Annotated in this window: 26 protein-coding genes, 1 tRNA gene and 1 pseudogene; 16 read left to right on the top strand and 12 right to left on the bottom strand. The window is 68.0% G+C overall.

All coding sequences use genetic code 11. The features are described 5' to 3' along the window. The first annotated feature begins 213 nt into the window (after positions 1–213). The 9 genes from QE393_RS00305 (at position 214) to QE393_RS00265 (ending at position 8,075) form a co-directional block, all read left to right on the top strand. The gene (locus QE393_RS00305) at positions 214–1,938 is read left to right on the top strand and encodes a tetratricopeptide repeat protein (RefSeq protein ID WP_310041568.1); all 1,725 of its coding nucleotides are present in this window, start codon (positions 214–216) and stop codon (positions 1,936–1,938) included. Next, entirely contained in the window at positions 1,935–2,555 is a 621-nt protein-coding gene (gene lolB / locus QE393_RS00300; protein ID WP_017641087.1) for a lipoprotein insertase outer membrane protein LolB, read from the top strand. Before QE393_RS00305 ends, lolB begins: the two co-directional genes overlap by 4 nt. After that, positions 2,552–3,412 (top strand): 4-(cytidine 5'-diphospho)-2-C-methyl-D-erythritol kinase, encoded by an 861-nt coding sequence (gene ispE / locus QE393_RS00295; protein WP_310041565.1) that lies wholly within the window; start codon positions 2,552–2,554, stop codon positions 3,410–3,412. Before lolB ends, ispE begins: the two co-directional genes overlap by 4 nt. A 25-nt stretch (positions 3,413–3,437) precedes the next feature. Then, positions 3,438–3,512: transfer RNA gene (locus QE393_RS00290), tRNA-Gln, on the top strand. A gap of 41 nt (positions 3,513–3,553) precedes the next feature. Continuing rightward, complete coding sequence (locus QE393_RS00285) at positions 3,554–4,495, top strand: ribose-phosphate pyrophosphokinase (RefSeq protein ID WP_007161553.1); 942 nt, start codon at positions 3,554–3,556, stop codon at positions 4,493–4,495. Positions 4,496–4,617: 122 nt separating this feature from the next. Then, positions 4,618–5,241: a 50S ribosomal protein L25/general stress protein Ctc gene (locus QE393_RS00280; protein WP_273810263.1), complete on the top strand. Its 624-nt coding sequence runs from the start codon at positions 4,618–4,620 to the stop codon at positions 5,239–5,241. A gap of 34 nt (positions 5,242–5,275) precedes the next feature. Further along, on the top strand, positions 5,276–5,860 hold the full coding sequence (gene pth / locus QE393_RS00275; RefSeq protein WP_308709789.1) for an aminoacyl-tRNA hydrolase: 585 nt from the start codon (positions 5,276–5,278) through the stop codon (positions 5,858–5,860). A gap of 42 nt (positions 5,861–5,902) precedes the next feature. Next, positions 5,903–7,003: a redox-regulated ATPase YchF gene (gene ychF / locus QE393_RS00270; RefSeq protein ID WP_310041558.1), complete on the top strand. Its 1,101-nt coding sequence runs from the start codon at positions 5,903–5,905 to the stop codon at positions 7,001–7,003. Positions 7,004–7,163: 160 nt separating this feature from the next. Beyond that, positions 7,164–8,075 (top strand): LysR family transcriptional regulator, encoded by a 912-nt coding sequence (locus QE393_RS00265; RefSeq protein WP_273810269.1) that lies wholly within the window; start codon positions 7,164–7,166, stop codon positions 8,073–8,075. On the opposite strand, the gene QE393_RS00260 is transcribed toward QE393_RS00265, so the two are convergent. After that, complete coding sequence (locus QE393_RS00260) at positions 8,048–8,485, bottom strand: hypothetical protein (protein WP_310041556.1); 438 nt, start codon at positions 8,483–8,485, stop codon at positions 8,048–8,050. The genes QE393_RS00265 and QE393_RS00260 overlap by 28 nt on opposite strands. 106 nt (positions 8,486–8,591) lie before the next feature. After that, positions 8,592–9,779 carry an MFS transporter gene (locus QE393_RS00255; protein ID WP_310041554.1) on the bottom strand — a complete coding sequence of 396 codons (1,188 nt, stop codon included), beginning with the start codon at positions 9,777–9,779 and terminating at the stop codon, positions 8,592–8,594. A 102-nt stretch (positions 9,780–9,881) separates the two neighbouring features. Between QE393_RS00255 and QE393_RS00250 the strand changes: the two genes are divergently transcribed. Together QE393_RS00250 and QE393_RS00245 are read left to right on the top strand one after the other, a co-directional pair. Continuing rightward, positions 9,882–10,757, top strand: coding sequence for a LysR substrate-binding domain-containing protein (locus tag QE393_RS00250; RefSeq protein WP_310041553.1), 876 nt, complete (start codon positions 9,882–9,884; stop codon positions 10,755–10,757). 96 nt (positions 10,758–10,853) lie between these two features. Next, positions 10,854–11,204, top strand: a complete 351-nt coding sequence (locus tag QE393_RS00245; RefSeq protein ID WP_273810275.1) for a VOC family protein — start codon at positions 10,854–10,856, stop codon at positions 11,202–11,204. A gap of 296 nt (positions 11,205–11,500) precedes the next feature. On the opposite strand, the gene QE393_RS00240 is transcribed toward QE393_RS00245, so the two are convergent. The 8 genes from QE393_RS00240 to QE393_RS00205 all read right to left on the bottom strand — a co-directional run bounded on the left by QE393_RS00240 (position 11,501) and on the right by QE393_RS00205 (position 18,976). After that, positions 11,501–11,890: a hypothetical protein gene (locus tag QE393_RS00240; protein ID WP_273810277.1), complete on the bottom strand. Its 390-nt coding sequence runs from the start codon at positions 11,888–11,890 to the stop codon at positions 11,501–11,503. Between the two features lie 83 nt (positions 11,891–11,973). Further along, positions 11,974–12,882, bottom strand: a complete 909-nt coding sequence (locus tag QE393_RS00235) for a LysR substrate-binding domain-containing protein (RefSeq protein ID WP_273810278.1) — start codon at positions 12,880–12,882, stop codon at positions 11,974–11,976. A gap of 54 nt (positions 12,883–12,936) precedes the next feature. Further along, positions 12,937–13,560 carry an isochorismate family cysteine hydrolase YcaC gene (gene ycaC, locus QE393_RS00230; RefSeq protein WP_059313433.1) on the bottom strand — a complete coding sequence of 208 codons (624 nt, stop codon included), beginning with the start codon at positions 13,558–13,560 and terminating at the stop codon, positions 12,937–12,939. A gap of 48 nt (positions 13,561–13,608) precedes the next feature. Then, positions 13,609–15,204, bottom strand: coding sequence for an MFS transporter (locus tag QE393_RS00225; RefSeq protein ID WP_310041549.1), 1,596 nt, complete (start codon positions 15,202–15,204; stop codon positions 13,609–13,611). A gap of 12 nt (positions 15,205–15,216) precedes the next feature. Next, complete coding sequence (locus QE393_RS00220) at positions 15,217–17,058, bottom strand: amidohydrolase (protein WP_310041547.1); 1,842 nt, start codon at positions 17,056–17,058, stop codon at positions 15,217–15,219. Positions 17,059–17,109: 51 nt separating this feature from the next. After that, on the bottom strand, positions 17,110–17,928 hold the full coding sequence (locus QE393_RS00215; RefSeq protein WP_310041545.1) for an alpha/beta hydrolase: 819 nt from the start codon (positions 17,926–17,928) through the stop codon (positions 17,110–17,112). Next, positions 17,925–18,554 carry an antibiotic biosynthesis monooxygenase gene (locus tag QE393_RS00210; RefSeq protein ID WP_310041542.1) on the bottom strand — a complete coding sequence of 210 codons (630 nt, stop codon included), beginning with the start codon at positions 18,552–18,554 and terminating at the stop codon, positions 17,925–17,927. The genes QE393_RS00215 and QE393_RS00210 overlap by 4 nt, the downstream gene beginning before the upstream one ends. Next, entirely contained in the window at positions 18,551–18,976 is a 426-nt protein-coding gene (locus QE393_RS00205) for a DoxX family protein (RefSeq protein ID WP_273810284.1), read from the bottom strand. The genes QE393_RS00210 and QE393_RS00205 overlap by 4 nt, the downstream gene beginning before the upstream one ends. A 296-nt stretch (positions 18,977–19,272) precedes the next feature. Between QE393_RS00205 and QE393_RS00200 the strand changes: the two genes are divergently transcribed. Then, positions 19,273–19,680 carry a DoxX family protein gene (locus tag QE393_RS00200; RefSeq protein ID WP_310041539.1) on the top strand — a complete coding sequence of 136 codons (408 nt, stop codon included), beginning with the start codon at positions 19,273–19,275 and terminating at the stop codon, positions 19,678–19,680. A 36-nt stretch (positions 19,681–19,716) separates the two neighbouring features. On the opposite strand, the gene QE393_RS00195 is transcribed toward QE393_RS00200, so the two are convergent. Beyond that, positions 19,717–20,637: a LysR family transcriptional regulator gene (locus QE393_RS00195; protein ID WP_310041537.1), complete on the bottom strand. Its 921-nt coding sequence runs from the start codon at positions 20,635–20,637 to the stop codon at positions 19,717–19,719. Between the two features lie 97 nt (positions 20,638–20,734). On the opposite strand from QE393_RS00195, the gene QE393_RS00190 reads away from it, so the two are divergent. From QE393_RS00190 to QE393_RS00175, 4 genes are all read left to right on the top strand, one after another. Next, complete coding sequence (locus tag QE393_RS00190) at positions 20,735–21,958, top strand: MFS transporter (RefSeq protein ID WP_310041536.1); 1,224 nt, start codon at positions 20,735–20,737, stop codon at positions 21,956–21,958. A 158-nt stretch (positions 21,959–22,116) separates the two neighbouring features. Then, a complete protein-coding gene (locus QE393_RS00185; protein ID WP_273810291.1) occupies positions 22,117–22,839 on the top strand; it encodes a pirin family protein in 723 nt (240 codons plus the stop codon). Between the two features lie 74 nt (positions 22,840–22,913). Next, a complete protein-coding gene (locus tag QE393_RS00180) occupies positions 22,914–23,501 on the top strand; it encodes a VTT domain-containing protein (RefSeq protein WP_310041533.1) in 588 nt (195 codons plus the stop codon). Between the two features lie 115 nt (positions 23,502–23,616). Then, positions 23,617–24,057, top strand: coding sequence for an AraC family transcriptional regulator (locus QE393_RS00175; RefSeq protein ID WP_310041531.1), 441 nt, complete (start codon positions 23,617–23,619; stop codon positions 24,055–24,057). 621 nt (positions 24,058–24,678) lie between these two features. On the opposite strand, the pseudogene QE393_RS22415 reads toward QE393_RS00175, so the two are convergent. Further along, a pseudogene (locus tag QE393_RS22415) lies at positions 24,679–25,371 on the bottom strand (transcriptional regulator); the annotation flags it as partial. Between the last annotated feature and the right edge of the window lie 123 nt (positions 25,372–25,494).

Genomic DNA, 25,494 nt, shown 5'->3' with positions numbered 1-25,494 from the left:
GAACATTGTCCTACGCGCGAGCGGTGGCGACAACCAGCAGCGACGAGACGTCGGACAATCGCCGTCATAGCCTGAGCGAATGAATCTTGCCGGGCAAAAGGCGTCAACAGCCTCGACCACCGCACTTCTCGGCCGGCCGCTGCGCATGCGCGACGCGGCCACGGCGACTCTTGTGGCATGATGGACCGACTGTAAAAAGGCCGCCTCGACCCTATGACCAGATACCTTGCGCTGCTGACGACCGCCCTGCTGCTCGCCGGCTGCCAGAACCTCGGCCGTCAGCCGACGCCCGCTGCCGCCATCCCGCCGCCCACCGCCAAGACCAGCACGCCGCAACCGGCCGGCTCCTTTCGCGAAGACACCCTCTATGACCTGCTGGTCGGCGAATTGGCCGGGCAGCGCAATCGATTCGACATCGCCCTGACCAACTATGTCGAGCAGGCCAAATCGACCCAGGACCCGGGGGTCGCCGAGCGGGCCTTCCGCATCGCCGAATACCTGGGCGCCGATACCCCGGCGCTGGAAACCGCGCAGATCTGGGCGCGCAACGCCCCCGATAACCTGGATGCCCAGCGCGCCGCCGCCATCATGCTGGCCCGCGCCGGTCGCTATGACGAATCCATGGTCTACATGGAGCGCGTGCTCCAGGGCCAGGGCGACACCCACTTCGATTTCCTCGCCCTCTCGGCGGCGGAAACCGACGAGACCACCCGCGCCGGGCTGCTCAAGAGCTTCGATCGGCTGCTGGCCAAGTATCCGCACAACGGCCAGCTGCTGTTCGGCAAGGCGCTGCTGCTGCAGCAGGACGGCCGTGCCGACGAGGCTCTCAAGCTGCTGGAGCGCAATCCGGCGGCCAGACGCGAAGTCGCGCCGCTGCTCCTGCGCGCCCGCCTGCTGCAGAGCCAGGACCGCAGCGCCGAGGCCCTGCCACTGCTCGAAGCCGGCATCCGCCAGCACCCGGAAGACCGCCGCCTGCGCCTGGCCCATGCCCGGCTGCTGGTGGAGCTGGATCGCCTGGACCAGGCCAAGCGCGAGTTCGCCGAGCTGGTCACCCAGTTCCCGGATGACGATGACCTGAGATTCTCCCTGGCGCTGGTCTGCCTGGAAGCCCAGGCCTGGCGCGAAGCCCAGATCTATCTCAAGGAACTGATCGACCGCGGCAGCCATGTGGATGCCGCGCACCTGAACCTGGGTCGCAGCTACGAAGAACTCGACCAGCCCGAACAGGCGCTGGCCGAATACACCCAGGTCGGGCCGGGCACCGACTACCTGGCCGCCCAGCAGCGCCAGGCGGAGATCCTGCTCGGCAGTGGCCGCATCACCGAGGCCCGTCAGCGCCTGGCCGAGGCGCGCAAGCGCCAGAGCGAATATGCCGTGCCGCTCTATCTGCTGGAAGTCGAAGGCCTGGCCAGCGCCGACCAGACCGCCCTTGCCGACCAGACCGTGCAGCAGGCCCTGCAGCAGTATCCCAACGACCTCAACCTGCTCTACGTCCGCTCCATGCTGGCGGAAAAGCGCGGCGACCTTGGTCAGCTGGAAAGCGATCTGCGCTACATCATCGCCCATGACCCCGACAACGCCATGGCGCTCAACGCCCTCGGCTACACCCTGGCCGACCGCACCCCACGGCTGGCCGAGGCACGCCAGCTGATCGACAAGGCGCACCAGTTGAGTCCGGACGACCCGGCCATCCTCGACAGCATGGGCTGGATCCGCTATCGCCAGGGCCAGCTGGCCGACGCCGAACGCTTTCTGCGCCAGGCCTACGAACGCTTCCCCGACGCCGAAGTGGCGGCCCACCTGGGCGAGGTGCTCTGGGCCCAGGGCAAGCGTAGCGAAGCGCGCAAGGTCTGGCGCGTGGGCCTCGACGCCGACGCCGATGACGCCATCCTGCGCAGCACCCTCAAACGCCTGACTGGAAGCGAAACCCTCCGATGATCCGCGTGCGTACCCTCTTCACCCTGTTGCTGCTCGCCCTGCTGGCCGGTTGCGCCAGCACCTCTCGCCAGGAAGCCGTGGAAGGCCAGGGCAACGCCGCCCAATGGCAGGCTCATAAAAAACGTATCGCCGCCCTCGACGGCTGGCAGATCGACGGCAAGGTCGGCATCCGCGCCCCGCGCGATTCCGGCAGCGGCACCCTGTTCTGGCTGCAGCGCCAGGACTACTATGACATCCGCCTGGCGGGCCCCCTCGGCCGCGGCGCCACCCGCCTCACCGGGCGCCCAGGCGCCGTCACCCTCGATGTCTCCGGCCAGGGCAGCTACCAGGCCGACTCCCCCGAGGCCCTGCTGGAACAGCAACTCGGCTGGCGCCTGCCGGTCTCGCACCTGCTCTGGTGGGTGCGCGGCCTGCCGGCGCCGGACAGTCGCAGCCAGCTGACCCTGGACGCCGACAGCCACCTGGCACGCCTGGTACAGGACGGCTGGACCGTCGAATACACCCGCTACACCGAGCAGAACGGCTACACCCTGCCCGAGCGCTTAAAGCTCACCGGCAAGGACCTGGAAGTCATCCTGGTGGTGAAGACCTGGCAGCCGCGCGAGCTGGGCAAATGACCGCAGCGCCTGCCTTCACCCTGCCGGCGCCGGCCAAGCTCAATCTGTTCCTGCACATCCTCGGCCGCCGTCCGGACGGCTATCACGAGCTGCAGACGCTGTTCCAGTTTCTCGACTGGGGCGACGACCTGGGCTTCGCCGGACGGGATGACGGCGAATTGCAACTCCACGACGGCCTGCCGGGCGTCGCCCCCGCGCAGAATCTCATCCTGCGCGCCGCCCGGCTGCTGCAGCAGGAAAGCGCCACGACCAAAGGCGCCGACCTCTGGCTGACCAAGCGCCTGCCCATGGGCGGCGGCATCGGTGGCGGCAGTTCGGATGCCGCCACCACCCTGCTCGGCCTGAATCACCTCTGGGGCCTGGGCGCCAGCCTCGACGACCTGGCGGCGCTGGGGCTGCGCCTGGGTGCCGACGTGCCGGTATTCGTCCGCGGCCAGGCCGCCTTCGCCGAGGGCGTGGGGGAAAAGCTCACCCCGGTCGCCCCCCCGGAACCCTGGTATCTCGTGGCCGTGCCGCAAGTCTCTGTAAGTACAGCAGAAATTTTTTCAGATCCGCTGTTGACACGGGACACTCCCGCCATTAAAGTTTGCGCCGTTCTCAAGTGGTCAGGTCGAAACGACTGCCAGAGTACGGTCGAAAGGCGTTACCCAGAAATTCGTAACGCTTTGATCTTGCTAAACAAATTTGTTTCAGCTAGATTAACCGGCACTGGAGGTTGCATATTTGGAAGCTTTCCAAATAAGACCGAAGCTGATACAGTAGCTAGCCAGCTACCAGCATCACTTCCAGGCTTCGTAGCCAAAGGTAGCAACACTTCCATGTTGCACCGGGCGCTGGCAAGCCTGACCAGAGAATGAGTACAGCTAGTACTCTGCAAGATACAGGGGCGTCGCCAAGCGGTAAGGCAGCAGGTTTTGATCCTGCCATGCGTTGGTTCGAATCCAGCCGCCCCTGCCATTTTCCTTCCAAGACCCACCTCAAGCCGCAGGAACTGCAGCGTGTCCAAGATGATGGTCTTCACGGGGAACGCCAACCCCGATCTGGCACGGCGCATCGTGCGCCAGCTGCATATCCCTCTCGGTGACGTCTCCGTCGGAAAATTCTCCGATGGCGAGATCAGCGTCGAAATCAACGAGAACGTACGGGGCAAGGATGTCTTCATCATCCAGCCCACCTGCGAGCCGACCAACGACAACCTGATGGAACTGGTGGTGATGGCCGATGCCTTCCGCCGCTCCTCGGCCACTCGTATCACCGCAGTCATCCCCTATTTCGGTTATGCACGTCAGGATCGCCGTCCGCGTTCCGCACGCGTCGCCATCACCGCCAAGGTCGTGGCCGACATGCTGACCGTGGTGGGCATCAATCGCGTGCTCACCGTCGATCTGCACGCCGACCAGATCCAGGGCTTCTTCGATATTCCCGTGGACAACATCTATGGCTCCCCCGCTCTGGTGGATGACATCGAAGACCAGCGTTTCGAAAATCTGATGATCGTCTCCCCGGATATCGGTGGCGTGGTGCGTGCGCGTGCCGTGGCCAAGAGCCTGGGTGTTGACCTGGCGATCATCGACAAGCGTCGTCCCAAGGCCAACCAGTCGGAAGTGATGCACATCATCGGTGACATCCAGGACCGCACCTGCGTGCTGGTCGACGACATGGTCGATACCGCTGGCACCCTGTGCCATGCGGCCAAGGCCCTGAAGGAACACGGCGCCGCCAAGGTCCTGGCCTACTGCACCCACCCGGTGCTGTCGGGTCGGGCCATCGAGAACATCGACAACTCCGTGCTGGACGAGCTGGTGGTGACCAACACCATTCCGCTGTCCGCCGCGGCTCAGGCCTGCAGCCGTATCCGCCAACTGGACATCGCGCCGGTGGTGGCCGAGGCGGTACGCCGGATCAGTAACGAAGAATCCATCAGCGCGATGTTCCGTTAAGGAACAGCCGCTCTGGAAGCGCCCCGGAAGGTCGAGGAGACCCCCCGGGGCTTTTTAGTCGGTAGGGCCGTAGAACTGGTCGCAAGTCTCGGACTGCCGATTCCTTATCCTGGAGATTCACAATGGTTGATTTCACCCTGAATGCCGAAGTGCGTTCCGACCTGGGGAAAGGTGCGAGCCGCCGCCTGCGTCGTAATGCCGGTAACGTTCCCGCCGTGATCTACGGTGGCGAAAAGGCCCCGACGTCCATCACCCTGGTCGGCAAAGACCTGGCCAAGATGCTGGAAAGCGAAGCCGCCTTCGCCAGCGTCATCACCCTGAAGGTTGATGGCAGCAACGAAAGCGTGCTGGTCAAGGCCCTGCAGCGTCACCCCTCCAAGGGCTACGTCATGCACGCCGACTTCCTGCGCGTCGTCGCCGGTCAGAAGCTGACCGCTCACGTGCCCCTGCACTTCATGAACCAGGAAACCTCCGTGGGCGTGAAGCAACAGGGTGGCGAGATCCTGCACACCATCAACGAAGTCGAAGTTTCCTGCCTGCCGAAAGACCTGCCGGAATTCATCGAAGTCGACATGGCCAAGGTCGAGCTGGATCAGATCGTTCACCTGAGCGACCTGAACGTCCCGGCTGGCGTCGAGCTGGTGTCCCTGGCCCACGGCAGCGATCTGCCGGTTGCCAGCATCCACATGCCGCGCATCCGTGAAGAAGCTGCTGACGGCGCTGCCGAAGAAGGCGCTGCCGAGTAAGTTCTCGCACGCCTGAAAGAGAAGGGCTCCTGACATGACTGCCGTCCAACTGATCGTCGGCCTGGGTAATCCGGGCCCCGAATACGACCAGACTCGGCACAATGCAGGGGCCCTTTTCGTTGAGCGACTGGCAGCCGCCCAGGGCGCGAGCCTGGCTGTCGAGCGCAAGTATCATGGCCTGGTGGGGCGCTTCCGCCACGCGGGCAACGATGTTCGTCTGCTCATCCCCACCACCTACATGAACCGCAGCGGCCAGGCCGTGGCGGCGCTCGCCGGCTTTTTCCGCATCCCGCCGGCAGCCATCCTGGTGGCCCACGACGAACTCGACCTGCCACCCGGCACCGCACGCCTCAAGACCGGCGGCGGCCATGGGGGGCATAACGGACTGCGCGACATCATCGCCCAGCTCGGCAATCAGAACGGCTTCCAGCGTCTGCGCCTGGGCATCGGCCATCCGGGGCATGCCAGCCTGGTCTCCAACTTCGTGCTGGGCCGCGCACCGCGCAGCGAGCAGGACCTGCTCGACACCAGCATCGATGCCGCCCTGGAGGTGGTTCCGGAGTTGCTGACCGGCGACCTGACCCGCGCCATGCAACGCCTGCACAGCCGCAAGGCCTGACCTACCCTACCCTCTTCCTTTTCTTCCGCGAGGACACACACCATGGGATTCAATTGCGGCATCGTCGGCCTGCCCAACGTCGGCAAGTCCACCCTGTTCAATGCCCTGACCCAATCCGGTATCGCGGCAGAAAACTTCCCCTTCTGCACCATCGAGCCCAACAGCGGCATCGTGCCCATGCCCGATGCGCGGCTGAACGCCCTGGCGGAGATCGTCAAGCCCGAGCGGGTGATCCCCACTACCATGGAGTTCGTCGATATCGCCGGGCTGGTGGCGGGTGCCTCCAAGGGTGAAGGCCTGGGCAACAAGTTTCTCGCCAACATCCGCGAGACCGACGCCATCGCCCACGTGGTGCGCTGCTTCGAAGACGAGAACGTGATCCACGTGTCGAATTCGGTGGATCCCAAGCGGGACATCGAGGTGATCGACCTGGAGCTGATCTTCGCCGACCTCGACAGCTGCGAGAAGCAACTGCAGCGGGTGACGCGCAACGCCAAGGGCGGTGACAAGGAAGCCCTGGCGCAGAAGGCCCTGCTGGAACAGCTGGTCCCGCACTTCGAAGCCGGCAAGCCTGCCCGCAGCCTGCTGAAGGGCCTGGACGAGGAGCAGAAGCGGCTGGTGCGCAGCTTCCACCTGCTGACCAGCAAGCCGGTGATGTACATCGCCAACGTCGCCGAAGACGGCTTCGAGAACAACCCGCACCTGGATGTGGTCCGTGCCATCGCCGAGGAAGAAGGCGCCGTGGTGGTGCCGGTGTGCAACAAGATCGAGGCGGAGATCGCCGAACTGGACGACGACGAGGAAAAGCAGATGTTCCTCGAGTCCATGGGCATGGAAGAGCCGGGCCTGAACCGGGTGATCCGCGCCGGCTACGAACTGCTCAACCTGCAGACCTACTTCACCGCCGGGGTGAAGGAAGTGCGCGCCTGGACCGTCCGCGTCGGCGCCACCGCGCCCCAGTCGGCCGCCGCCATCCACACCGATTTCGAGAAGGGCTTCATCCGCGCCGAAGTGGTGGCCTATGCCGACTTCATCGCCTTCAAGGGCGAAAACGGCGCCAAGGAAGCCGGCAAGTGGCGCCTGGAAGGCAAGGACTACATCGTCAAGGACGGTGATGTCATGCACTTCCGCTTCAACGTCTAAGCGGCGGCGAACGCCAGAACCCCCTCCTCACCGCAAGGTGGCGAGGGGGTTTTCTTTTGCGTGCTCGCCAATGGCCTGGCTGACACCGGACGCCTGGCGATTTGGCACAATGACGGCGATCCGACCGCCGTCAAATGTCTCCCGCTGCCTGGATGCCGCCATGAATTTCGAAGACCTGCGCCTGTTCGTCACCACCCTGAACGAGGGCAGCTTCACTGCCGCCGCCGACAAGCTGGGGCTGTCCAAGCAATACGTCAGCCGGCGGACTCTGTTGCTGGAGGAAAGTCTTGGCGTGCGGTTGATCAATCGCACCACGCGGCGCCTGCAGGCGACCGAACTCGGCGTACTGCTCTATGAGCGGGCGGTGAAGATCCTCGAAGACGTCAACGACACCGAGGAATTGCTCTCCAGTCGGCGGACGGTGCCCCAGGGGGTGCTGAGAGTCAGTGCGCCCATGACCTTCGGCACCCTGCACCTGAGTCCCCTGCTGCCGGATTTTCTCTCGGCCTATCCGCAGATCCGCCTGGAGCTGGATCTCAATGACCGGGCGGTGGACCTGCTCGCCGAGGGCTACGACATGTCGATCCGCATCGGCACCCTGGCCGATTCCAGCCTGATCGCCAAGCGGCTGACCGAGATGCAGCTGGTGACCTGTGCCAGTCCGGATTATCTGCAGAAGGCGCCGCCGCTGCTGCAGCCGGAGGATCTGGCCGAGCACAGCTGTCTGCTCTATGGCCATGGTCGGCAGGTGGAATGGCGCTTTCAGCGCGGCGGCAAGCCGCTGGTGCTGCCCATGCAGGGTCAGCTCCGGGCCAACAACGGTGAGGTGGTGCGGGACGCGGCCATCGCCGGCCAGGGCATCGCGGTGCTGCCGACCTTCATCATCGGCGCGGCGCTGGCCTCAGGGGCGCTGGTGCAGGTGCTGGAAGACTTCGCCCTGCCCAGCGCGGCGGTCTATGCGGTCTATCCCCAGCATCGTCAGTCGGCGCGCATCGTCCAGCTGTTCTCGGACTATCTGCGCGACCGGCTGACGGTCCGGCCGACTCACGCCACGGCGCCGCGGGTCGGTTGACGCTGGGGCCACTGCTGGAGGGTTCGCTCGGCGCCGTCGGCAGCCAGGCGTTGGCCATCCAGGCGCTGCTGCTGACGCTGGATCGCCGGCTGCAGGCTGCGCTCGGCGCCGTTTTCAGCCAGTGCACGACGCGGGTCGAGACGCTGCTGCTGGCGCTGGATCGACGGCTGCCGGCTGCGCTCGGCGCCGTTTTCGGCCAGTGCACGACGCGGGTCGAGACGCTGCTGCTGGCGCTGGATCGACGGCTGCAGGCTGCGGTCGGCGCCGTTCTCGGCCAGGGTACGATCCTGCTGCTGGTGCCTTTCGATCAGCGAACCCAGGGGGCGCAGGGCGCTTTCCTCGGCCTGGGCGGATTGGACGATGGCGGTGGTGAGCAGAGTGGCGGCGAAGAGGACGGTGAGGGCTTTCATGGCGAGTACCGGTGTCGGGTGGGTGTGGACTCATTGTCGCCAGCCCACCCCGCGCCTAGAAATCGTCCCGCGGGATAGCGATCATCGACCGCGCTGATGATGGCGCTCAGGCCCGTGCCTGACGCTGGCGCAGCAGGAACAGGCACCAGACGGCCAGCGCCGTGCCGGCCAGCAGGCACCCGGCCAGGCTGACGCCGGTCCAGCCGAAGTGCTCGTACAGTCGCGCCGACAGCAGCGAACCCAGGGAGCCGCCGAGGAAGTACCCGGTCATGTAGCCGGCGTTGAGGCGGCTACGGGCTTCCGGGCGCAGGCGATAGACCACGTTCTGGTTGCTGACGTGGCTGAGCTGCACGGCGAGATCCAGCACCAGGATGCCGACCAGCAGCGCCGCCAGCGACTGTTGGGCGAAGGCCAGGGGTAGCCAGGCCAGGGTCAGGGAGGCCAGGCCGATGCTGGTGGCGAGACCACCCTTGCCCCTGTCGGCCATGCGCCCGGCCAGGTTGGCGGCCAGGGCGCCCACCGCACCGGCGAGACCGAACAGGCCGATGGTGCCGTCGCTGAAGCCATAGGGCTCGGCGGCGAGCAGAAAGGCCAGGGGCGTCCAGAACATCGCGAAGACGGCGAAGCCCAGACAGCCCAGCAGGGTGCGCAGGCGATGCAGGGGTTCGTCGCGCAAGAGCACGAACACCGAACCCAGCAGCCGTGGATAGCTCAGGCCCGCCGACTGCTGATAGCGCGGCAGGGCCAGGCGCAGGGCCAGGGCGGTGGCCAGCATCAGGCCGGCCGCCACGGCATAGACGGTGCGCCAGTCGCCCAGGGACGAGAGCGCTCCGGCCACGGTGCGGGCCAGCAGGATGCCGAGGATGAGGCCGCTCATCACCGTGCCCACCGCCCTGCCCCGCTGCTCCGGCGCGGCCAGGGTGGCGGCGAAGGGTACCAGCACCTGGGCCACCACCGAGAAGAGCCCGGTCATGGCGGTGCCCAGCAGCAGCCAGGTCAGGCTGGTGGCGGTGGCGCTCAGCGCCAGGCCGGCGGCGGCGATCACGCTCATGGTGACGATCAGCCGGCGCCGCTCCAGCAGGTCCCCCAGCGGCACCAGCAGCAGGAGACCCGCGGCGTAGCTGAGCTGGGCGGTGGTGACGATGCTGCCGGCCTGGGTGTAGCTGAGGTCGAAGCGCTGGGCGATGGTGTGCAGCAACGGCTGGTTGTAGTAGTTGCTGGCCACGGCGATACCGGTGGCGACGGCCATGAGCAGGGTCAGCCAGCGGCTGAGAGGAGGCGTGGGGTTAGACATCCGCAGGGTCCGGCAAGGGAGAGGCTGATCAGTATCGGACACCGGCAGCCATCGGTTAAATGAATCGTTAAGATGGTTTCGATCTCATTTCAAGATAGCGCTATGAATCTCAAGCAGCTGGAATTCGCCGTCGCCCTGGCCGAAGAGCGCCACTTCACCCGCGCCGCCGAGCGTTGCCATGTGGTGCAGTCGGCGCTCAGTCACCAGATCGCCCGCCTGGAAGCCGAACTGGGCGCCACCCTGTTCGAGCGCCTGCCGCGTCAGGTGCGCCTCACCCCGGCCGGCGAGGCGCTGCTGGTCCAGGCGCGGCAGGCGCTGGCGGCGGTGGAAAGGTTGCAGCAGGACGTGGCCGCCGCGGTCGGCGCCATTCGCGGCACCCTGACCCTGGGTCTGATCTCTTCGGTGCCACGCATGGACATCGTCGAGTTGCTGGCCACCTTCCATGCCCGCCATCCCCAGGTGGACATCCGACTGCGCCAGGACAAGAGCGAGACGCTGCTGGCGGCGGTGCGCGAGCGACAGCTGGATTTCGCCCTGATCGGCCTGTCGCGCCAGGTGGCCCTGGAGGCGGTAGACAGCCGCCTGCTGCTCAGCGAGGAGCTGGTGGCGGTGCTGCCAGCCGCGCACCCCCTGGCGGGGCGGGAAAGGCTGTCGCTGCACGAGCTGGTGGATCTGCCGCTGGTGGACCTGCCCGCGGGCAGCGGTGCCCGGCGGCAGACCGACGAGGCCTTCGCCGCCCTGGGCCTGCCCCATTGGGTGCGTTTCGAGACGGGCAACGTGCAGTTGCTGGAGCGCTTCGTCCGGCGTGGGCTGGCGATCGGCCTGGTGCCTCAGAGTATCGCCAGCACCTTTGCCGGCCTGGCCCGGGTGCCGGTCAGCGATGCCCCCCAGCGTAACGTCCATGCCATCTGGTCGCCGCTGCCGACACCGGCGACGCGTGAATTCCTCAAGGTCCTGGAGGAGGCCCTGGCGGATTAGCTGTCGCGCATCGGCCCGCCACCTCGATAGGCGAATGACTGCCTGGCGTCAGCGACTTGCTAAGCTGTCAGGCCCGTAAAGCCGGAGAGTTCGCCCATGCAGATCACGCGCATCGTACCGAACATCGCCACCGAGCAGCTGGCCGCCGCCAAGGTCTTCTATGGCGAGCTGCTGGGCCTGACGCTGGCGATGGACCATGGCTGGATCCTGACCTTCGTCGGCGCGGGCCAGGCCAGTCCCCAGGTCAGCTTCGCGGTGGAGGGAGGCTCGGGTACGCCGGTGCCGGAGCTGTCGCTGGAAGTCGATGACCTGGACGAGGTCTTGCGTCGACTGGCCGGCGCGGGCTACGTACCCGAGTACGGTCCGGTGACCGAGCCTTGGGGCGTGAGGCGCTTCTTCGTCCGCGATCCTGGTGGACGGCTCCTGAATTTCCTGGAGCATGCCTGAGGATCGACCACCCTGGCGGGCCCTCGTAGGTTGGGTTGAGCGCAGCGAAGCCCAACAACGCCAGAGGCTGAACATCGCTGTTGGGCTTCGACGATGGAGCCGTCTCAACCCAACCTACGGTCTGATTGCAGAGCCGTAGCCTGGAAAACGGCGCAGCCTTTTCCAGGGGTGACGTCGTTGTGCGGGGCGTGCCCTCACCCCAACCCCTACCAGAGGTAGAGGGGTTATCCGAGCAGGCCTTCAGCCGTTTGCAGAGCGCCTGCTTGCAGAACGCTCGACAGCCCGCTGATCCGCCCTCACCCCTCGCTGACCGGCAGCCGGCGCACGAAGTTGCCCACCCGCCAGGCGAGTTGCTCGCCCTGGCACTGCACCAGCAGGTTGCGCACCGGGTAGGACTGGCCGGCGACACTGGCTTCGGCCTGGGCTTCGCTGGCACCGTCCAGATGATTGCGGGCGAGGACCCGGTAGCTGCCGGTGCTGCAGCGCTCCGCGGCTTCCCCGGCGCAACCCGACCAGCTGCCGAAGACCCCGTTGCACTGCACCAGGTAGGCCGTGCTGCCATCCCTGAGGTAGGCGTTGTGGGAGCTGGCGCAGCCGGCCAGCATGGCGAGGAAGCCGGCGCAGGCCAGCAGGCGGAAGGCGTTGCGGAGGATGGCGAGGTTCATGGGCGTGGCTCCGGAAGACATGCAGCCATCCTAGAAAGCCAACCCCCTTTCCCATAAATCGTACCGGCGGATAGCGCTTATCGACGGCGCTGATAGCCGCCGCGCTAGAGGTTTTCGCCCATGAATCTGCTGATCTCGCCGCGCAGCCAGCGCTCGCCCGGGTCCTGGTCCTGGGCCGCGCGCCAGACCAGCGACAGCTTGGCCGGGACGATGGGAAACGGCGGTTCCTCGATGCGCAGGCCGCCGCCCGCGGCCAGCGCCCGGGCGGCGTAGTCGGGCACCGTGGCGAGCAATTCGCTGCCCGCCAGCAGGGCGCCGAGACCGTTGAAGTGGGGCACGCCCAGGGCCACCTTGCGACTGCGGCCGAGACGTGCCAGGTCGTCGTCGATGTTGCCGCAGAGATCGCCGGACATGGACACCAGCACATGGGGCCGCGCGCAGTAGTCGTCCAGGGTCAGGGGCGCGGGATCGCTGTCGGCGCGGACCACCAGGGCGCGGATGTGCCTCAGGGTGCGGCACCTGGCATTGGCCGGCAGCTGGGTGGTGTAGCTGATGCCCAGGGAGACTTCGCCACTGGCCAGCAGGCCGGGCAGGAGCAGGAAGTTGGCGTTGCGCACCACCAGCACGCAGTGCGGCGCCACCTCGCGCAGATGGGCCAGCAGCGGCGGCAGCAGACCGCACTCGACATCGTCGGACATGCCCAGGCGAAACACCGCACGACTGGCGCCGGGGTCGAAGTCGTCGACCTCGCTCAAGGCATTGGACAGGCCGTCCAGCGCCGGGCGCAGCCGTTCGAGAATGGCCAGGGCCCGCGGCGTGGGCTCCATCGCGCGGCCGCTGCGCACCAGCAGGGGATCGTCGAAGAATTGCCGCAGCCGCACCAGGGCGGCACTGATGGCCGGCTGGCCGAGAAAGAGCTTTTCCGCGGTGCGGGTGAGGTTGCGCTCGTGCATCAGGCTTTCGAACACCACCAGCAGGTGCAGGTCGATGCGGCGCAGGTCGTTGCGGTTCACGGCATCCCTCCGCGAAGGTCAGGCGCCGGGAGGGGCGCCTGCCTGTCGTTTACCTTACTTGGCGGCCAGCTTGGCGTAGCTGGTCATCAGGTTGCGGTAGTTGGGGATGTGGTTGGACAGCAGCGCGCCCAGGCCCTCGATGTCGTTGCGCCAGTCGCGGTGCAGTTCGCAGGCGACGCTGAACCAGTTCATCAGCTGCACGCCGGCGGCGCTCATGCGCGCCCAGGCGGCCTGTTGCACGGTCTTGTCGAAGGTGCCGGAGGCATCGGTCACCACGAAGACGTCGAAGCCTTCGGCGATGGCCGCCAGGGCCGGGAAGGTCACGCAGACGTCGGTCACCACGCCGGCGATGATCAGCTGCTTGCGGCCGGTGGCCTTGATGGCGGCAACGAAGTCTTCGTTGTCCCAGGCGTTGATCTGGCCGGGGCGGGCGATGTACGGCGCCTCGGGGAACAGCTCGACCAGCTCGGGCACCAGCGGGCCGTTGGGGCCCTGTTCGAAGCTGGTGGTGAGGATGGTGGGCAGGCCAAAGAACTTGGCACTGTTGGCCAGGGCCAGAACGTTGTTCTTGAAGTCACTGGGGGTGAAATCCTGAACCAGCGAGATCAGACCGGCCTGGTGGTCGATCAGCAGGACGACGGCATCGTTCTTGTCGAGACGGTTGTAGGGCTTGCTCATGGTGGAGTCCTCAGGGAGTGGTTTGGGGGTTGCGGGTGAAGGGCGGCATCAGGCACCGCCCAGGAGATGGCGAATGGCGACGGGCACGCCGGGGGTCTGGTACTGGCGCGCCGCCGCTTCCAGGCGCTGTTCGCTCTGGGTGACGCGGTGGTGGTGGCGCAGGTGTTCCAGCCAGGATTCGTCGCAGAAGAATTCCTGCCAGAGCCGCGGTTCGGCGCTGTCCTGCAGCAGGGCCCAGGAGAAGGCGCCGTTGCGTCGGCGCATGGCGCCCACCGCCTGCATGGCCTGGCGAAAGGCCGGGCCATGCTCGGGGGCGATGTCGTATTCCAGGGTGACCATCACCGGGCCGCGCTCGCGATCCAGGGAGTCGTCGAGGATGGGCGCCGGCCAGTGCAGCGAAGGGGCGATATCGGCCGCCGGGGTGACCGGCAGACGCAGGCGCCAGGTCAGCCCGATGCCGGCCAGCAGCACCCCGGCCGCCGCGCTCAGCGCCAGGCTCAGGGAGAAGTGACTGGCCAGGGCACCCCAGAGCAAGCCGCCCAAGGCGCTGGTACCAAAGAACACCAGGATGTAGACGGCCAGGGCACGGGCGCGCACCCAGCCGGGCACGGCGGTCTGGGCCGCCACCTGCAGGCTGGAGAGCACGGCGATCCAGGCCAGGCCACTGACCAGCATGACCGGCAGCAGCCAGGCGAAGTCGCGAATCCAGGCCAGGCCGAGCAGGACCCCGGCATAGAGCGCACTGGCACCCGCCACCAGCAGGTCGCTGGACAGCCGTTCGCGCAGGCGTGGCAGGAGCATGGCGCCGCCGATGGCGCCCAGGCCGACGCAACCGAGCAGGATGCCGAAATCCAGGGCGGTGCCCTGCAGGGCCTGGCGCACCAGCAGTGGCAACAGGGCCATGCCGGCGCTGGCGCCAAGGAAAAACGCGGCGGTCCGGGCCAGCACCACCTGCAGCTGGAGCGAGCTGCGGGCATAGCGGAGGCCGACCCGGACGGCGCCCAGCAGGCGCTCCGCGGGCAGCACGGCGGCTGTAGGTTGGCGTCGCCAGGTCAGGAGCGCGACGATCACGGCCAGGAAGGAAACGGCGTTAAGGGCGAAGGTCAGCCAGGGACCGGCCAGGCTGACCAGCACCCCGGCCAGCGCCGGGCCGAGGGCACGGGCCACGTTCATGCCCAGACTGGACAGGGCGATGGCCGCGGGCAGCTCGCGCTTGTCGACCAGCTCGGGGGTCAGCGCCGACCAGGCCGGCAGCATCAGCGCCGTGCCCACGCCCATGGCCAGGGTCAGACCCAGCAGCAGCGGTACGGTCATCCAGCCGGCCAGGGTCAGCCCGGCCAGTGCCAGGGCCACCGCGGCCATCCACAGCTGCACGCCGAGCAGGTAGCGACGGCGGTCGACGATGTCGGCCAGGGCACCGGCCGGCAGTGCCAGCAGGAACATCGGCAGTGCCCCCGCCACCTGGACCAGGGCCACCGCCAGGGGGCTGGCCGACAACGAGGTCATCAGCCAGCCGGCGCCCACCTCGTGCATCCAGGTACCGATGTTGGAGGCGATGCTGGCCAGCCACAGCCAGCGGAAGGTGCGCTGACGCAGGGGCTGCCAGGGCGAGGCGGCGTTGGGAGGCGGGGCGGCGGCGGTCATGGCGGACGCTCCTCAGAAGCTGAAGCAGGAGCAGCCGAAGGCGCCCCAGAAGCCACTGAAGTCGCTGACCGGCACCTTGCTCTGGCGCGCCCGCTCATGGCCGTGGCCATGCACGGAACAGGCACCGGCGCACTGGTGCACGACGGCCTGCAAGGGCGCGCCGGGCTTCCAGTGGCCGGGCACCTTGACCACCGGCGACCAGTCCGGGGTGACCGGCAAGGGCGGCGGACCCAGGCGATCGAATTCCTCGGTGCCATGGACGATACGGCCGCCGACCACGGTCAGCACGGACTCCAGGTGCTTGATGGCCTCTTCCTCGACGGTGAAGAAGTCCGCCGAGAGCACCGCCACATCGGCCAGCTGGCCCACTCGCAACTGGCCCTTCTTGCCCTGCTCCGAGGAGAACCAGGCGCTGCCCTGGGTGAACAGCTGCAGGGCGGTGGCCCGCGGCAGCCCCTCCTGATAGAGCGCCAGGCCGCCCACGGTACGGCCGCTGACCATCCAGTAGAGCGAGGTCCAGGGGTTGTAGCTGGAGACGCGGGTGGCGTCGGTCCCCGCCCCTACCGGTACGCCTTCGGCGAGCATGCGCTGGATCGGCGGGGTCTGCTCGGCGGCCTTGGCGCCATAGCGGTCGACGAAGTATTCGCCCTGGAAGGCCATGCGATCCTGGATGGCGATGCCGCCGCCGAGGGCCTTGACCCGCTCGATGTTGCGCGGGCTGATGGTCTCGGCGTGGTCGAAGAACCAGGGCAGCCCGTTGAAGGGCACGTCGCGATCAACCCGCTCGAAGACGTCGAGCATGCGCGAGATGGATTCGTCATAGGTGGCGTGCAGGCGGAACGGCCAGCGCTGCTCCACCAGGTGGCGCACCACCGGTTCCAGATCGGCCTCCATGGTGGGCGGCAGGTCCGGGCGCGGTTCGAGGAAGTCCTCGAAGTCGGCCGCGGAGAAGGCCAGCATCTCGCCGGCGCCGTTGTGGCGGAGGAAGTCGGTGCCCTGGTGCAGGGTGACGCTGCTGGTCCAGTTCCTGAAGTCGGTCAGCTCTTCCCTGGGCCGCTGGGTGAAGAGGTTGTAGGCGATACGTACGGTGAGCTGGTCGGCATCGGCCAGTTCCTGGATGACCTGGTAGTCGTCCGGGTAGTTCTGGAAGCCGCCGCCGGCATCGATGGCGCTGGTCAGGCCCAGGCGATTGAGCTCGCGCATGAACTGGCGGGTGGAATTGACCTGGTATTCCAGCGGCAGCTTGGGCCCCTTGGCCAGGGTGGCGTAGAGGATCATGGCGTTGGGCCGGGCGATGAGCATGCCGGTGGGCTCGCCGCGGGCATCGCGCTGGATCTCGCCACCTGGCGGATTGGGCGTGTCCTTGGTGTAGCCCACGACACGCAGGGCGGCGCGGTTGAGCAGCGCCCGGTCGTAGAGGTGGAGGATGAACACCGGGGTGTCCGGCGCGGCCTGGTTGAGCTCCTCCAGGGTCGGCAGCCGGCGCTCGGCGAACTGGAATTCGTTCCAGCCGCCCACCACCCGCACCCACTGGGGCGCCGGGGTGCGCTCGGCCTGGTCCTTGAGCATGCGCAGGGCATCGGCCAGCGAGGGCACGCCCTCCCAGCGCAGTTCCAGGTTGTAGTTGAGGCCACCGCGGATCAGGTGCAGGTGGGAGTCGTTGAGGCCCGGGATGGCGCGGCGACCGCGCAGGTCGACCACCTGGGTGCCCGGGCCGCGATGCGCCATGACGTCGCTGTCGCTGCCCACGGCAAGAAAGACGCCGTCCTTGATGGCGACCGCGGTCGCCTCGGGGCGCTCGGGATCGACGGTGTGGAGCTTGCCGTTGTGCAGAATCAGATCGGCGTGTTGCATGTGGCCTCCGGGACCAGGATCAGAAGTCCGGGCGCAGGGCGCCCGGGAAGCTCAGCGGGCGACGAAGGCCAGCAGGTCGCGGTTCAGCTGCTCGGCGTGAGTCACCGCGAAGCCGTGGGGGGCGCCGGCGTACACCTTGAGCTCGGCGCCACGGATCAGCTCGGCGGCCAGCTTGCCGGTGGTCGCGAAGGGCACCACCTGGTCGGCGTCGCCGTGGATCACCAGGGTCGGCACGTCGATCCTGGCCATGTCCGGACGGAAGTCGGTTTCCGCGAAAGCGGTGACGCAGTCGACCGTGCCCTTGAGCGAGGCCAGCAGGGCGATGTTGAGGGTCTGGGTGAAGACGCCAGCGGAGACCTGCTGGCCCTGGTTGGTGCCATAGAACACCGGGGCGAAGTCGGCGAGGAACTGGGCACGGTCCTTCAGCAGACCGCCGCGGATACCGTCGAAGACGCCTTTGTCGACGCCCTGGGGGAAGTCCGGCTGCTGCCCGAACAGCGGGGTGACGGCGCCAAGCAGCGCCAGCTTGGCGACCCGCGCCGAGCCGTGGCGCGCCAGGTAGCGGCTGACATCGCCACCGCCCATGGAGAAGCCCACCAGGGTGACGTCGCGCAGATCCAGGTGCTCGATCAGCTCCTTGATGTCGTCGGCGAAGGTGTCGTAGTCGTAGCCGTTCCACGGCTGGCCGGAGCGCCCGAAACCGCGGCGGTCGAAGGCGATGGCGCGATAGCCGTGGCTGGCCAGATGGTGCATCTGGTAGTCCCACATGTCGGCGTCCAGCGGCCAGCCGTGGCTGAACAGCACGGGCTTGCCGCTGCCCCAGTCCTTGAAATAGATCTCGACGCCGTCGCGGGTGATGAAGGTGCTCATGGTTGCTCGCCTCGTTGGGTGGAAGAAGTGGAAAAGGCGCCCGAGCGGGCGTTGAGCCAGGGCGCGCACAGGCGGCTCACCCTCGGCATGATCAGGAACACCACCAGCGGCACGATGCACAGGGTGATCAGCAGGTTGCTCGGCACAGTGCCGGCCAGCAGCGGATAACGCGCGAACAGCGGCTGCCACAGCGGCGGGATCAGCATGGTCAGGGGCGCGATGACCAGGTAGGTCAGCACCGCCTGCTTCCAGGCCGGCGGCTGGCGCACGCCGGGGCGTGGCGGGTTGAACCAGAATTCGGCGTCGGCATGCACCTCGGGGGCATCGGCCTCGCGCAGCAGCGGCGCCACCTCGGCGATCAGCGCCTGGCGCTCGGGCGAGGCCAGCCAGGCCTGCAGTCGCTCGACGTCGGCGAAGCGCACCAGGGTGGTAAAGGCGGCGCCCTGCTCGGCCGGCGGGATGACGTCCACGCCCAGATGGCCGCAGGCTTCACGGGCAGCGGTGACCGCGCGCTCCAGCCAGCGCTGGTAGGCCTGGTGCCGGCCGGCCAGGGGCTGGTGGCGGATCACCAGGGTGACGATGCGGCTGTGTGCCTGCTGCAGGTCCTGCCCAGGTGCGGCACTCATGACAGCGCCCTCGCGAAACCGCCTTGGGTGGCATGACGCCTGGCCAGCCGCGCCTCCAGCGAATAGCGACCCGGCCCGGTGAGCGCCAGGGTGCCGAACAGCACCAGCAGCAGCCAGCCGAACTGGCCCTCTTCCAGGGACCACTGCGGATGCACCACCAGCAGCGCGATCAGCAGCACGCCGAGGATCGGCAGGCAGGCCAGGCGCGTCGCCCAGCCCAGGGCGATCAGCAGCGGGCAGACGACCTCGGCGAAGACCGCGAAACCCAGCGTCGGCCAGGCGCCCAGGTGCAGCGGGTCCTCGATCAGGCCGAGCTGCTGGCGGAAATGCAGCGCCTTGGGCAGGCCATGCACCGCCAGGAGCAGTCCGGCGCCACCCAGGCGCAGGAACAAGAGTCCCAGATCCAGTCGCACGCGTTCCATGGCCCAGCCTCCTGCTAAAGAGCCGGCTGCGAGAAAGGCCTCGCGCCGTCGATGGGGCGGACTTTCACCCGGACGACGACGGGCGGCCTTGGACGTCTGTGCTGGTTTTTGGACGCCTGTGCTGTGGCGTGCAGGTGAAAGGATTCAGGTCACAGTGCAGACCGGCACCTGGGAGATAGTCAACTCTCGAGAGACTATTAAACGCGACAAGGCTACTTAATCGAATCCAGGGTGGACAGTAATCTGGCCCCATCGCATCCATACCGGATGCCGGACCTCACGAAGGACAGTCAACGATGAACACTCAAGCCCTCACCGCCACCACCGGCCGCCTGCTGCTCGCCAGCCTCTTCCTGTTCAGCGGCGTGGGCAAACTGCTCGCCCCGGCGGCCACCAAGGGCTACATCGCCGCCATGGGCCTGCCGTTCCCGGACCTTGCCTACCTCGGCGCCCTGGCGGTGGAGCTGGGACTCGCCAGCCTGCTGCTGATCGGCTATCGCACCCGGCCGGTAGCGCTGGCCATGGCCGCCTTCACCCTGGTCACCGCCCTGGTGTTCCACCACCACTTCGCCGACCAGAACCAGCTGATCCACTTCCTCAAGAACGTCGCCATCGCCGGTGGGCTGCTGCAGGTGGCGGCCTTTGGTGCCGGGGCCCTGAGCCTGGATGGCCGGCGCCCGGTGCAGGCGGCCCGATTCGCCTGATCACCCTCGCTCGTTGCGCCCGCCTGATCCTTGAGTTCAGGCGGGCGCCGTCACGTCCAGCATCCTGGCGCAGGCCTCGCGCACCAGTTCGAGAAACAGGCGCAGCCGCGCCGGGTAGACGCGGGCGTAGGGATAGATGAGATAGATCGGCAGGGGCGCGGCCTGCCATTCGGGGAGCAGATGCACCAGGCGACCCGCGGCGACGTCCTCGCGCACCATCCAGTGCGACAGCGCCGCGCAGCCCAGGCCGCGCACCGCGGCATGACGGGCGACGAAGAGGCTCTCGGTGGCCAGCCGTGGCCGCAAGGGGACCCGCCGGCTTTCGCCCGTGGCGCCCAGCTGCAGGTGCAGTTCGGTCTGGTAGAACTGGGTCATGGCGATCCAGGGCAGCGCCGTCAGCTCCTCGGGTGTCTGCAGGGTGCCTGCCAGCTCCGGCGCCGCCACCAGGATGCGCTGGACGTCGCCCAGGCGCACCGCCACGGTGTCCGGATCTTCCACCACGCCTACCCGGATGGCGCAGTCGACGCCATCGGCGACGAAATTCGGCGCCCGGTCGCTGAGCACCCAGTCCACCTGCATCCGCGGATAGCGCCGCAGATAGGTCTCCAGCGGATCGAGCAACTGCTCCTGGCCGAAGGCATGGGGCATCACCACCCGCAGTCGTCCCTCAGGCTCGGCGTGGGCGCCGTGCAGGGCGGCGGCGAAGGCCTGCCAGTCGCCGAGCAGCTGCTGGGCCTGGCGATAGCAGCGCTGGCCATCCTCGGTCAGGCGTAGGGCGTGGGTCGAGCGCTGCACCAGGCGCACCTGCAGCGCGGCCTCCAGCGCCTGCAGGCGCCGACTGACGGTGGGCTGCGTGGTCCCGAGCTGGCGTGCAGCCGCCGACAGGCTGCCGGCCTCGACGATGCGCACGAAGGTTTCCAGCAGGTCGAGACGGTCATGGGCAAAGGTGGTGTTCATACGGCCTACGTATACCCCCTGTACCCGGCGTTCGGCTACAGCCAGCGACCGCCGTGGCGAAGAATGCGCTCATCGTCTTCCCACCCGGAGAATCGCCATGACCAACATTCCACTCCCGCATAGCCAGACCTCACCGCGCAGCGCCAGCCTGTCCCCCGCCCTGCTCGGCCTGCTGGCCACCGGCGCCGGCCTGAGCGTGGCCAACCTCTATTACAGCCAGCCGCTGCTCGGCATTCTCGCGGGCGCCCTGCCAGCACCTGCCGCCGACGTGGGACTGATCCCTACCCTCACCCAGCTCGGCTATGCCCTGGGGCTGCTGCTGCTGGCGCCCCTGGGTGATCGCTTCGACCGCCGCCGCATCATCCTGGCCAAGCTGGCCGTGCTGCTGCTGGCGCTGCTGGGCGCCAGCCTGGCACCAGGGCTGCACGGGCTGCTGCTGGCCAGCCTGGTGACCGGGCTGGCCGCCACCGTGGCCCAGGACCTGGTACCGGCCGCCGCGACCCTGGCGCCGCCGGTCGAGCGTGGGCGCATCGTCGGCACGGTGATGACCGGCCTGCTGCTGGGCATCCTGCTGTCCCGGGTGGTGAGCGGCCTGATCGGCGAGTGGCTTGGCTGGCGGGCGGTCTATCTGTTCGCCGCCCTGAGCATCGCCGCCATCGGCGTGGCGGTGTGGCGCGGCCTGCCCGCCTTCGCCGCCACCACCCGACTCAGTTATCCGGCGCTGCTCGGCTCCCTGGGCGCGCTCTGGCGCCGGCATGCCGCGCTGCGCCGGGCGACCCTGGCGCAAGGGCTGCTGTCGGTGGGCTTCAGTGCCTTCTGGTCGACCCTCGCCCTCTATCTGCACGCCGGGCCCTTCCAGCTGGGCAGCGCCGCCGCCGGCGCCTTCGGCCTGGCCGGTGCCGCCGGTGCCCTGGCCGCGCCCTGGGCCGGCCGCCTGGCGGATCGCCATGGCTCGGAATGGGTGACACGCCTGGGCATCGGCCTGGCAGCCCTGGCCTTCGCCAGCCTGCTGCTGCCCTGGCTGCCGGGCATGGCCGGTCTGGCGCTGCTGGCGCTGGCGACGGTGGTCTTCGACCTCGGCGTCCAGGCCACCCTGATCGCCCACCAGGCCCAGGTCTACGGCCTGGAACCCGAGGCGCGCAGCCGGCTCAACGCGGTGCTCTTCACCGGTATGTTCATCGGCATGGCCAGCGGCGCGGCCCTGGGCAGTCTGCTGCTGGCCCGGCTGGGCTGGAGCGGCGTCGCCGGCCTGGCGCTGGCGACCGCCCTGCTGGCGCTGACCGTCAGGCTCTGGCCGGCCCGTCCGCGCCAGGTTCAATGAGCGCGGAGCAGCAGCTGACGCCGGCCAGCCAGGGGTATCGTCAACCAGAACAGGACGACCATTCTCCTTCCAGCTCGTTAATCAAACCCGGGCGCCACAGTAGGATGACTCCATGGCGTCGGAACAGACCGCGCCCCACTCAGACAAGGAGCCTCATCATGCTGGCCATTCGTAAAGCTTCCGATCGCGGCGCCGCCAACCACGGCTGGCTCAAGTCCTTCCACACCTTTTCCTTCGCCAGCTATCGCAATCCGGCGGAACAGGGCTTTTCCGACCTGTTGGTGATCAATGACGACACCGTGACCGGAGGCCAGGGCTTCGGCGAGCATCCGCACCGCGACATGGAAATCTTCTCCTATGTGCTCGAAGGTGCCCTGGAGCACCAGGACAGCCTGGGCACCGGCTCGGTGATCCGTCCCGGTGACGTCCAGCTGATGAGCGCCGGCAGCGGCGTCAGCCACAGCGAGTACAACCACTCGGAGCGCGAGAGTGTGCACTTCCTGCAGATCTGGATCGTGCCCAACGTGCGCCGCGCCGAACCGCGCTACCAGCAGCAGCACTTCAGCGCCGAGGCCAAGCGTGGCCGCCTGGCCCTGATTATCTCGCCGGACGGCGCCGAAGGTTCGCTGGAAGTGCGCCAGGATGCCCGGGTCTACGCCGGCCTGTTCGACGGTAGCGAAAGCGCCAGCCTGCAACTGGCCCCCGAGCGCCATGCCTATGTGCACGTCGCCCGTGGCAGCCTGGAACTGAACGGGGTCCTGCTGCAGGCCGGTGACGGCGCAAGGCTGCGCGGCGAGCGCGAGCTGCAGCTGGCCCACGGCACCGACGCCGAGGTGCTGGTGTTCGATCTGCGGCCCAACGAACTGCCGCAAATGCCCTGAGCCTGCCTGCGCCCGCGTAGCAGGCGCCAAGCCCGGAGGCCGCTCCCACGGCCTCCCCTTGCCGAGAACGCGCCATGAGCACCCAAGCCCTGACCTCCCTGGTGGCCGGTAACGCCACCCTCTGGCTGACGCTGAATGTCTTTGGCGAACAGCTGGGCCTGCCGGTACCGGCCTATCCGTCGCTGGTGGTGATGGGCGCGGCGGCCGATGAAGCCGAATTGCTCCTGGCGCTGCTGGCTACCGTCGCGGTCACCGGCCTGGCCGATCTGCTCTGGTACTGGGCCGGCCGGCGACATGGCGCCTGGCTGCTGCGCCACCTGCCGGGCCATGTCCCGGCGGCCACCCGCCTTCCCGGCCTGCTGCTGGTGGCCAAGTTCGTCCCCGGCGCTGCCGCCTTCGCCACCCTCAGCGCCGGTGCCAGCGCCATGCCCCTGCGGCGCTTCCTGGCCTACGACCTGGGTGGCGCCACCCTGTGGATCGGCTCCGGCCTGGCCCTGGGCCGGCTGTTCGAGGCGCACATCCTGGCCCTGCTCGACAGACTCCAGGCCTATGGCCCGGCGCCCCTGCTGATCGCCGGACTGCTCGGCCTCGCCCTGCTGGGCTGGCACCTGCTGGCCCGGCGACACCCTCGGCCAGCGCCGTCGCGACAGTATTGCGCCTAGCGCGTTGCCGCCTTAACGGTAATTAACGATAGGCAACTCGCACGTCAGACAACTGCAGGGAATCATTCTCATCCAGGCGGTCGCGCGACGCGGCTGGTTTGATAGGGAGAGCGCCATGTCCATGACCGTCGATAGCACCCTGGCTCTATCCAGTACCCGACTGGCCGGTTTGGCCGCCTGGCAGGAACGGCTGGCCAAGGAAGTACTGCTGCAGCATCTGGAGCGCGGTATCAGCGTCAGCCAGGTCGCTTCCGTCTGCGGCCTGTCGCGTAGTCACTTCACCCGCCAGTTCAAGCTCAGTGCCGGGCTCGCCCCACTGGAATGGTTGCGGCAGCAGCGCATCCACCGCGCCCAGCAGTTACTCGCCGAGCGCGAGTTACCCCTGGCGGCGATCGCCCTGGAATGCGGCTTCTTCGATCAGGCGCATCTGAGCCGGGTATTTACCCGCGCCATCGGGATCCCGCCGCTGGCCTGGCAGCAGCAGGCCCTGGAGCGGCGGTTGCTGGCGGAACTGCCGCAGATGCAGCCGCAGCATGGCCAGCAGGCGGTAGCCTAGCGTCGCCCCGCCGCCTTCCACCAGGATCAGCGACTTCTCCACCAGTTGCCCCAGCAGGGGGATGAAGTGCGCCTCCTCCAGCCCGCGCTGCGCCGCCAGCGCCAGGGCCTCGCTGCGACTGAAGCGCTCGCCGGCCTCGGCCAGGGTCGCCAGCACCGCGAATTCCGACTCGCTCAGGCTGTGCAGACTCCAGTCCAGCATGGCGCCGAGACTGCGTTGCCGCTGCGCCGCGGTCCGCCGGCCCTGAACACTGAGGTAGTAGCCGCCTTCGAGTTGCGCCAGCACTCCGTTCAGGCCCTGGGCCGCCACCTGCTCGGCGAGGATCTCCAGCGCCAGGGGCACGCCCTCGCTGCGCCGACAGATCTCGCCGACCAGTTGCACGTCGGCCGGCTGCAGTTGCAGCCCTGGCAGCCGCGCCCGGGCGCGCCGGACGAACAACCGGAAGGCCGGCTCGCGCATGGCATCGCGCAGGTGCCGCGAGGGTGGACTCGCGATCGGCAACGGAGCCAGGCGCAACACGGCCTCTCCCTCCACCCGCAGGGCCTCGCGACTGGTGACCAGCACCCTGAGCTGCGGACAGCCTTGCAGCAGATTTTCCACCAGCCAGGCCGCGGGTTCGACCAGCCGCTCGGCGTTGTCCAGCACCAGCAGCAGGCGTCGCGTGGCCAGGGCTTCCTGCAGCGCCGGCAGACCGCTGCCGCTGGCGAGGCCCAGGTCGCTGGCGAGGCGCTCCACCAGCGCCATCATGTGGCCCAGTGCGGCGAGATCGAGACTCTGTATCCCGTCGGCAAAGTCTTCCGCCAGCGCGGGCAGCAGATGCTGGACCAGCAGCGACTTGCCGACACCGCCGGTGCCCACCACCGACACCAGGCGGCGCTGGGCAAGCAACCGGCGCAGTTCGACCAGGCTGGTCTCGCGACCTTCCAGGGGCGTCAGCGGCGGTGACGTCTCGACCAGGGGTACGAGGTCGCCTTCGCCCAGCCGCTCCACCGGCGGCGCGAAGCCGTAGCCGCGCTGGCGGACGCTGAGGATGGGATCGTCGGCGCTGTAGGGGCGCAGCACCCGGCGCAGGGCCGAGATGTGCACCCGCAGATTGATGTCCTCGACGACGCTGCCGGGCCAGACCCGCGTCATCAGGGTCTGCTTGTCGACCAGCTCGCCAGGGTGTTCCAGCAGCACCCGCAGGATGTCCAGCGCCCGCCCGCGCAGGGGCAGCACGCGCTCGCCATCCAGCAACAGGCGCCGTCGCGCATCCAGGACCAGGCCGCAGAAGCGGAAGGCACTGGCATCTTCCAGGGACTTGAGCTCTTGCATGACCATGCCGCGCCACGCCGCCATGGATCGCCGGGGGTACTCCGTCCCGGCGCCCTCGGGCGTCTGCGCCTCTCCTTAGCCGATAGGTAGGACCATTCTGGCCGCTGCCCAGGCCAGTTGTAT

The sequence above is a fragment of the Pseudomonas sp. SORGH_AS_0211 genome, assembly GCF_031453455.1.
Lineage (GTDB): Bacteria > Pseudomonadota > Gammaproteobacteria > Pseudomonadales > Pseudomonadaceae > Chryseomonas > Chryseomonas aestiva.
Note: the sequence above shows the minus strand (reverse complement) of the source record. Positions and strands in the feature narration are given on the sequence as shown.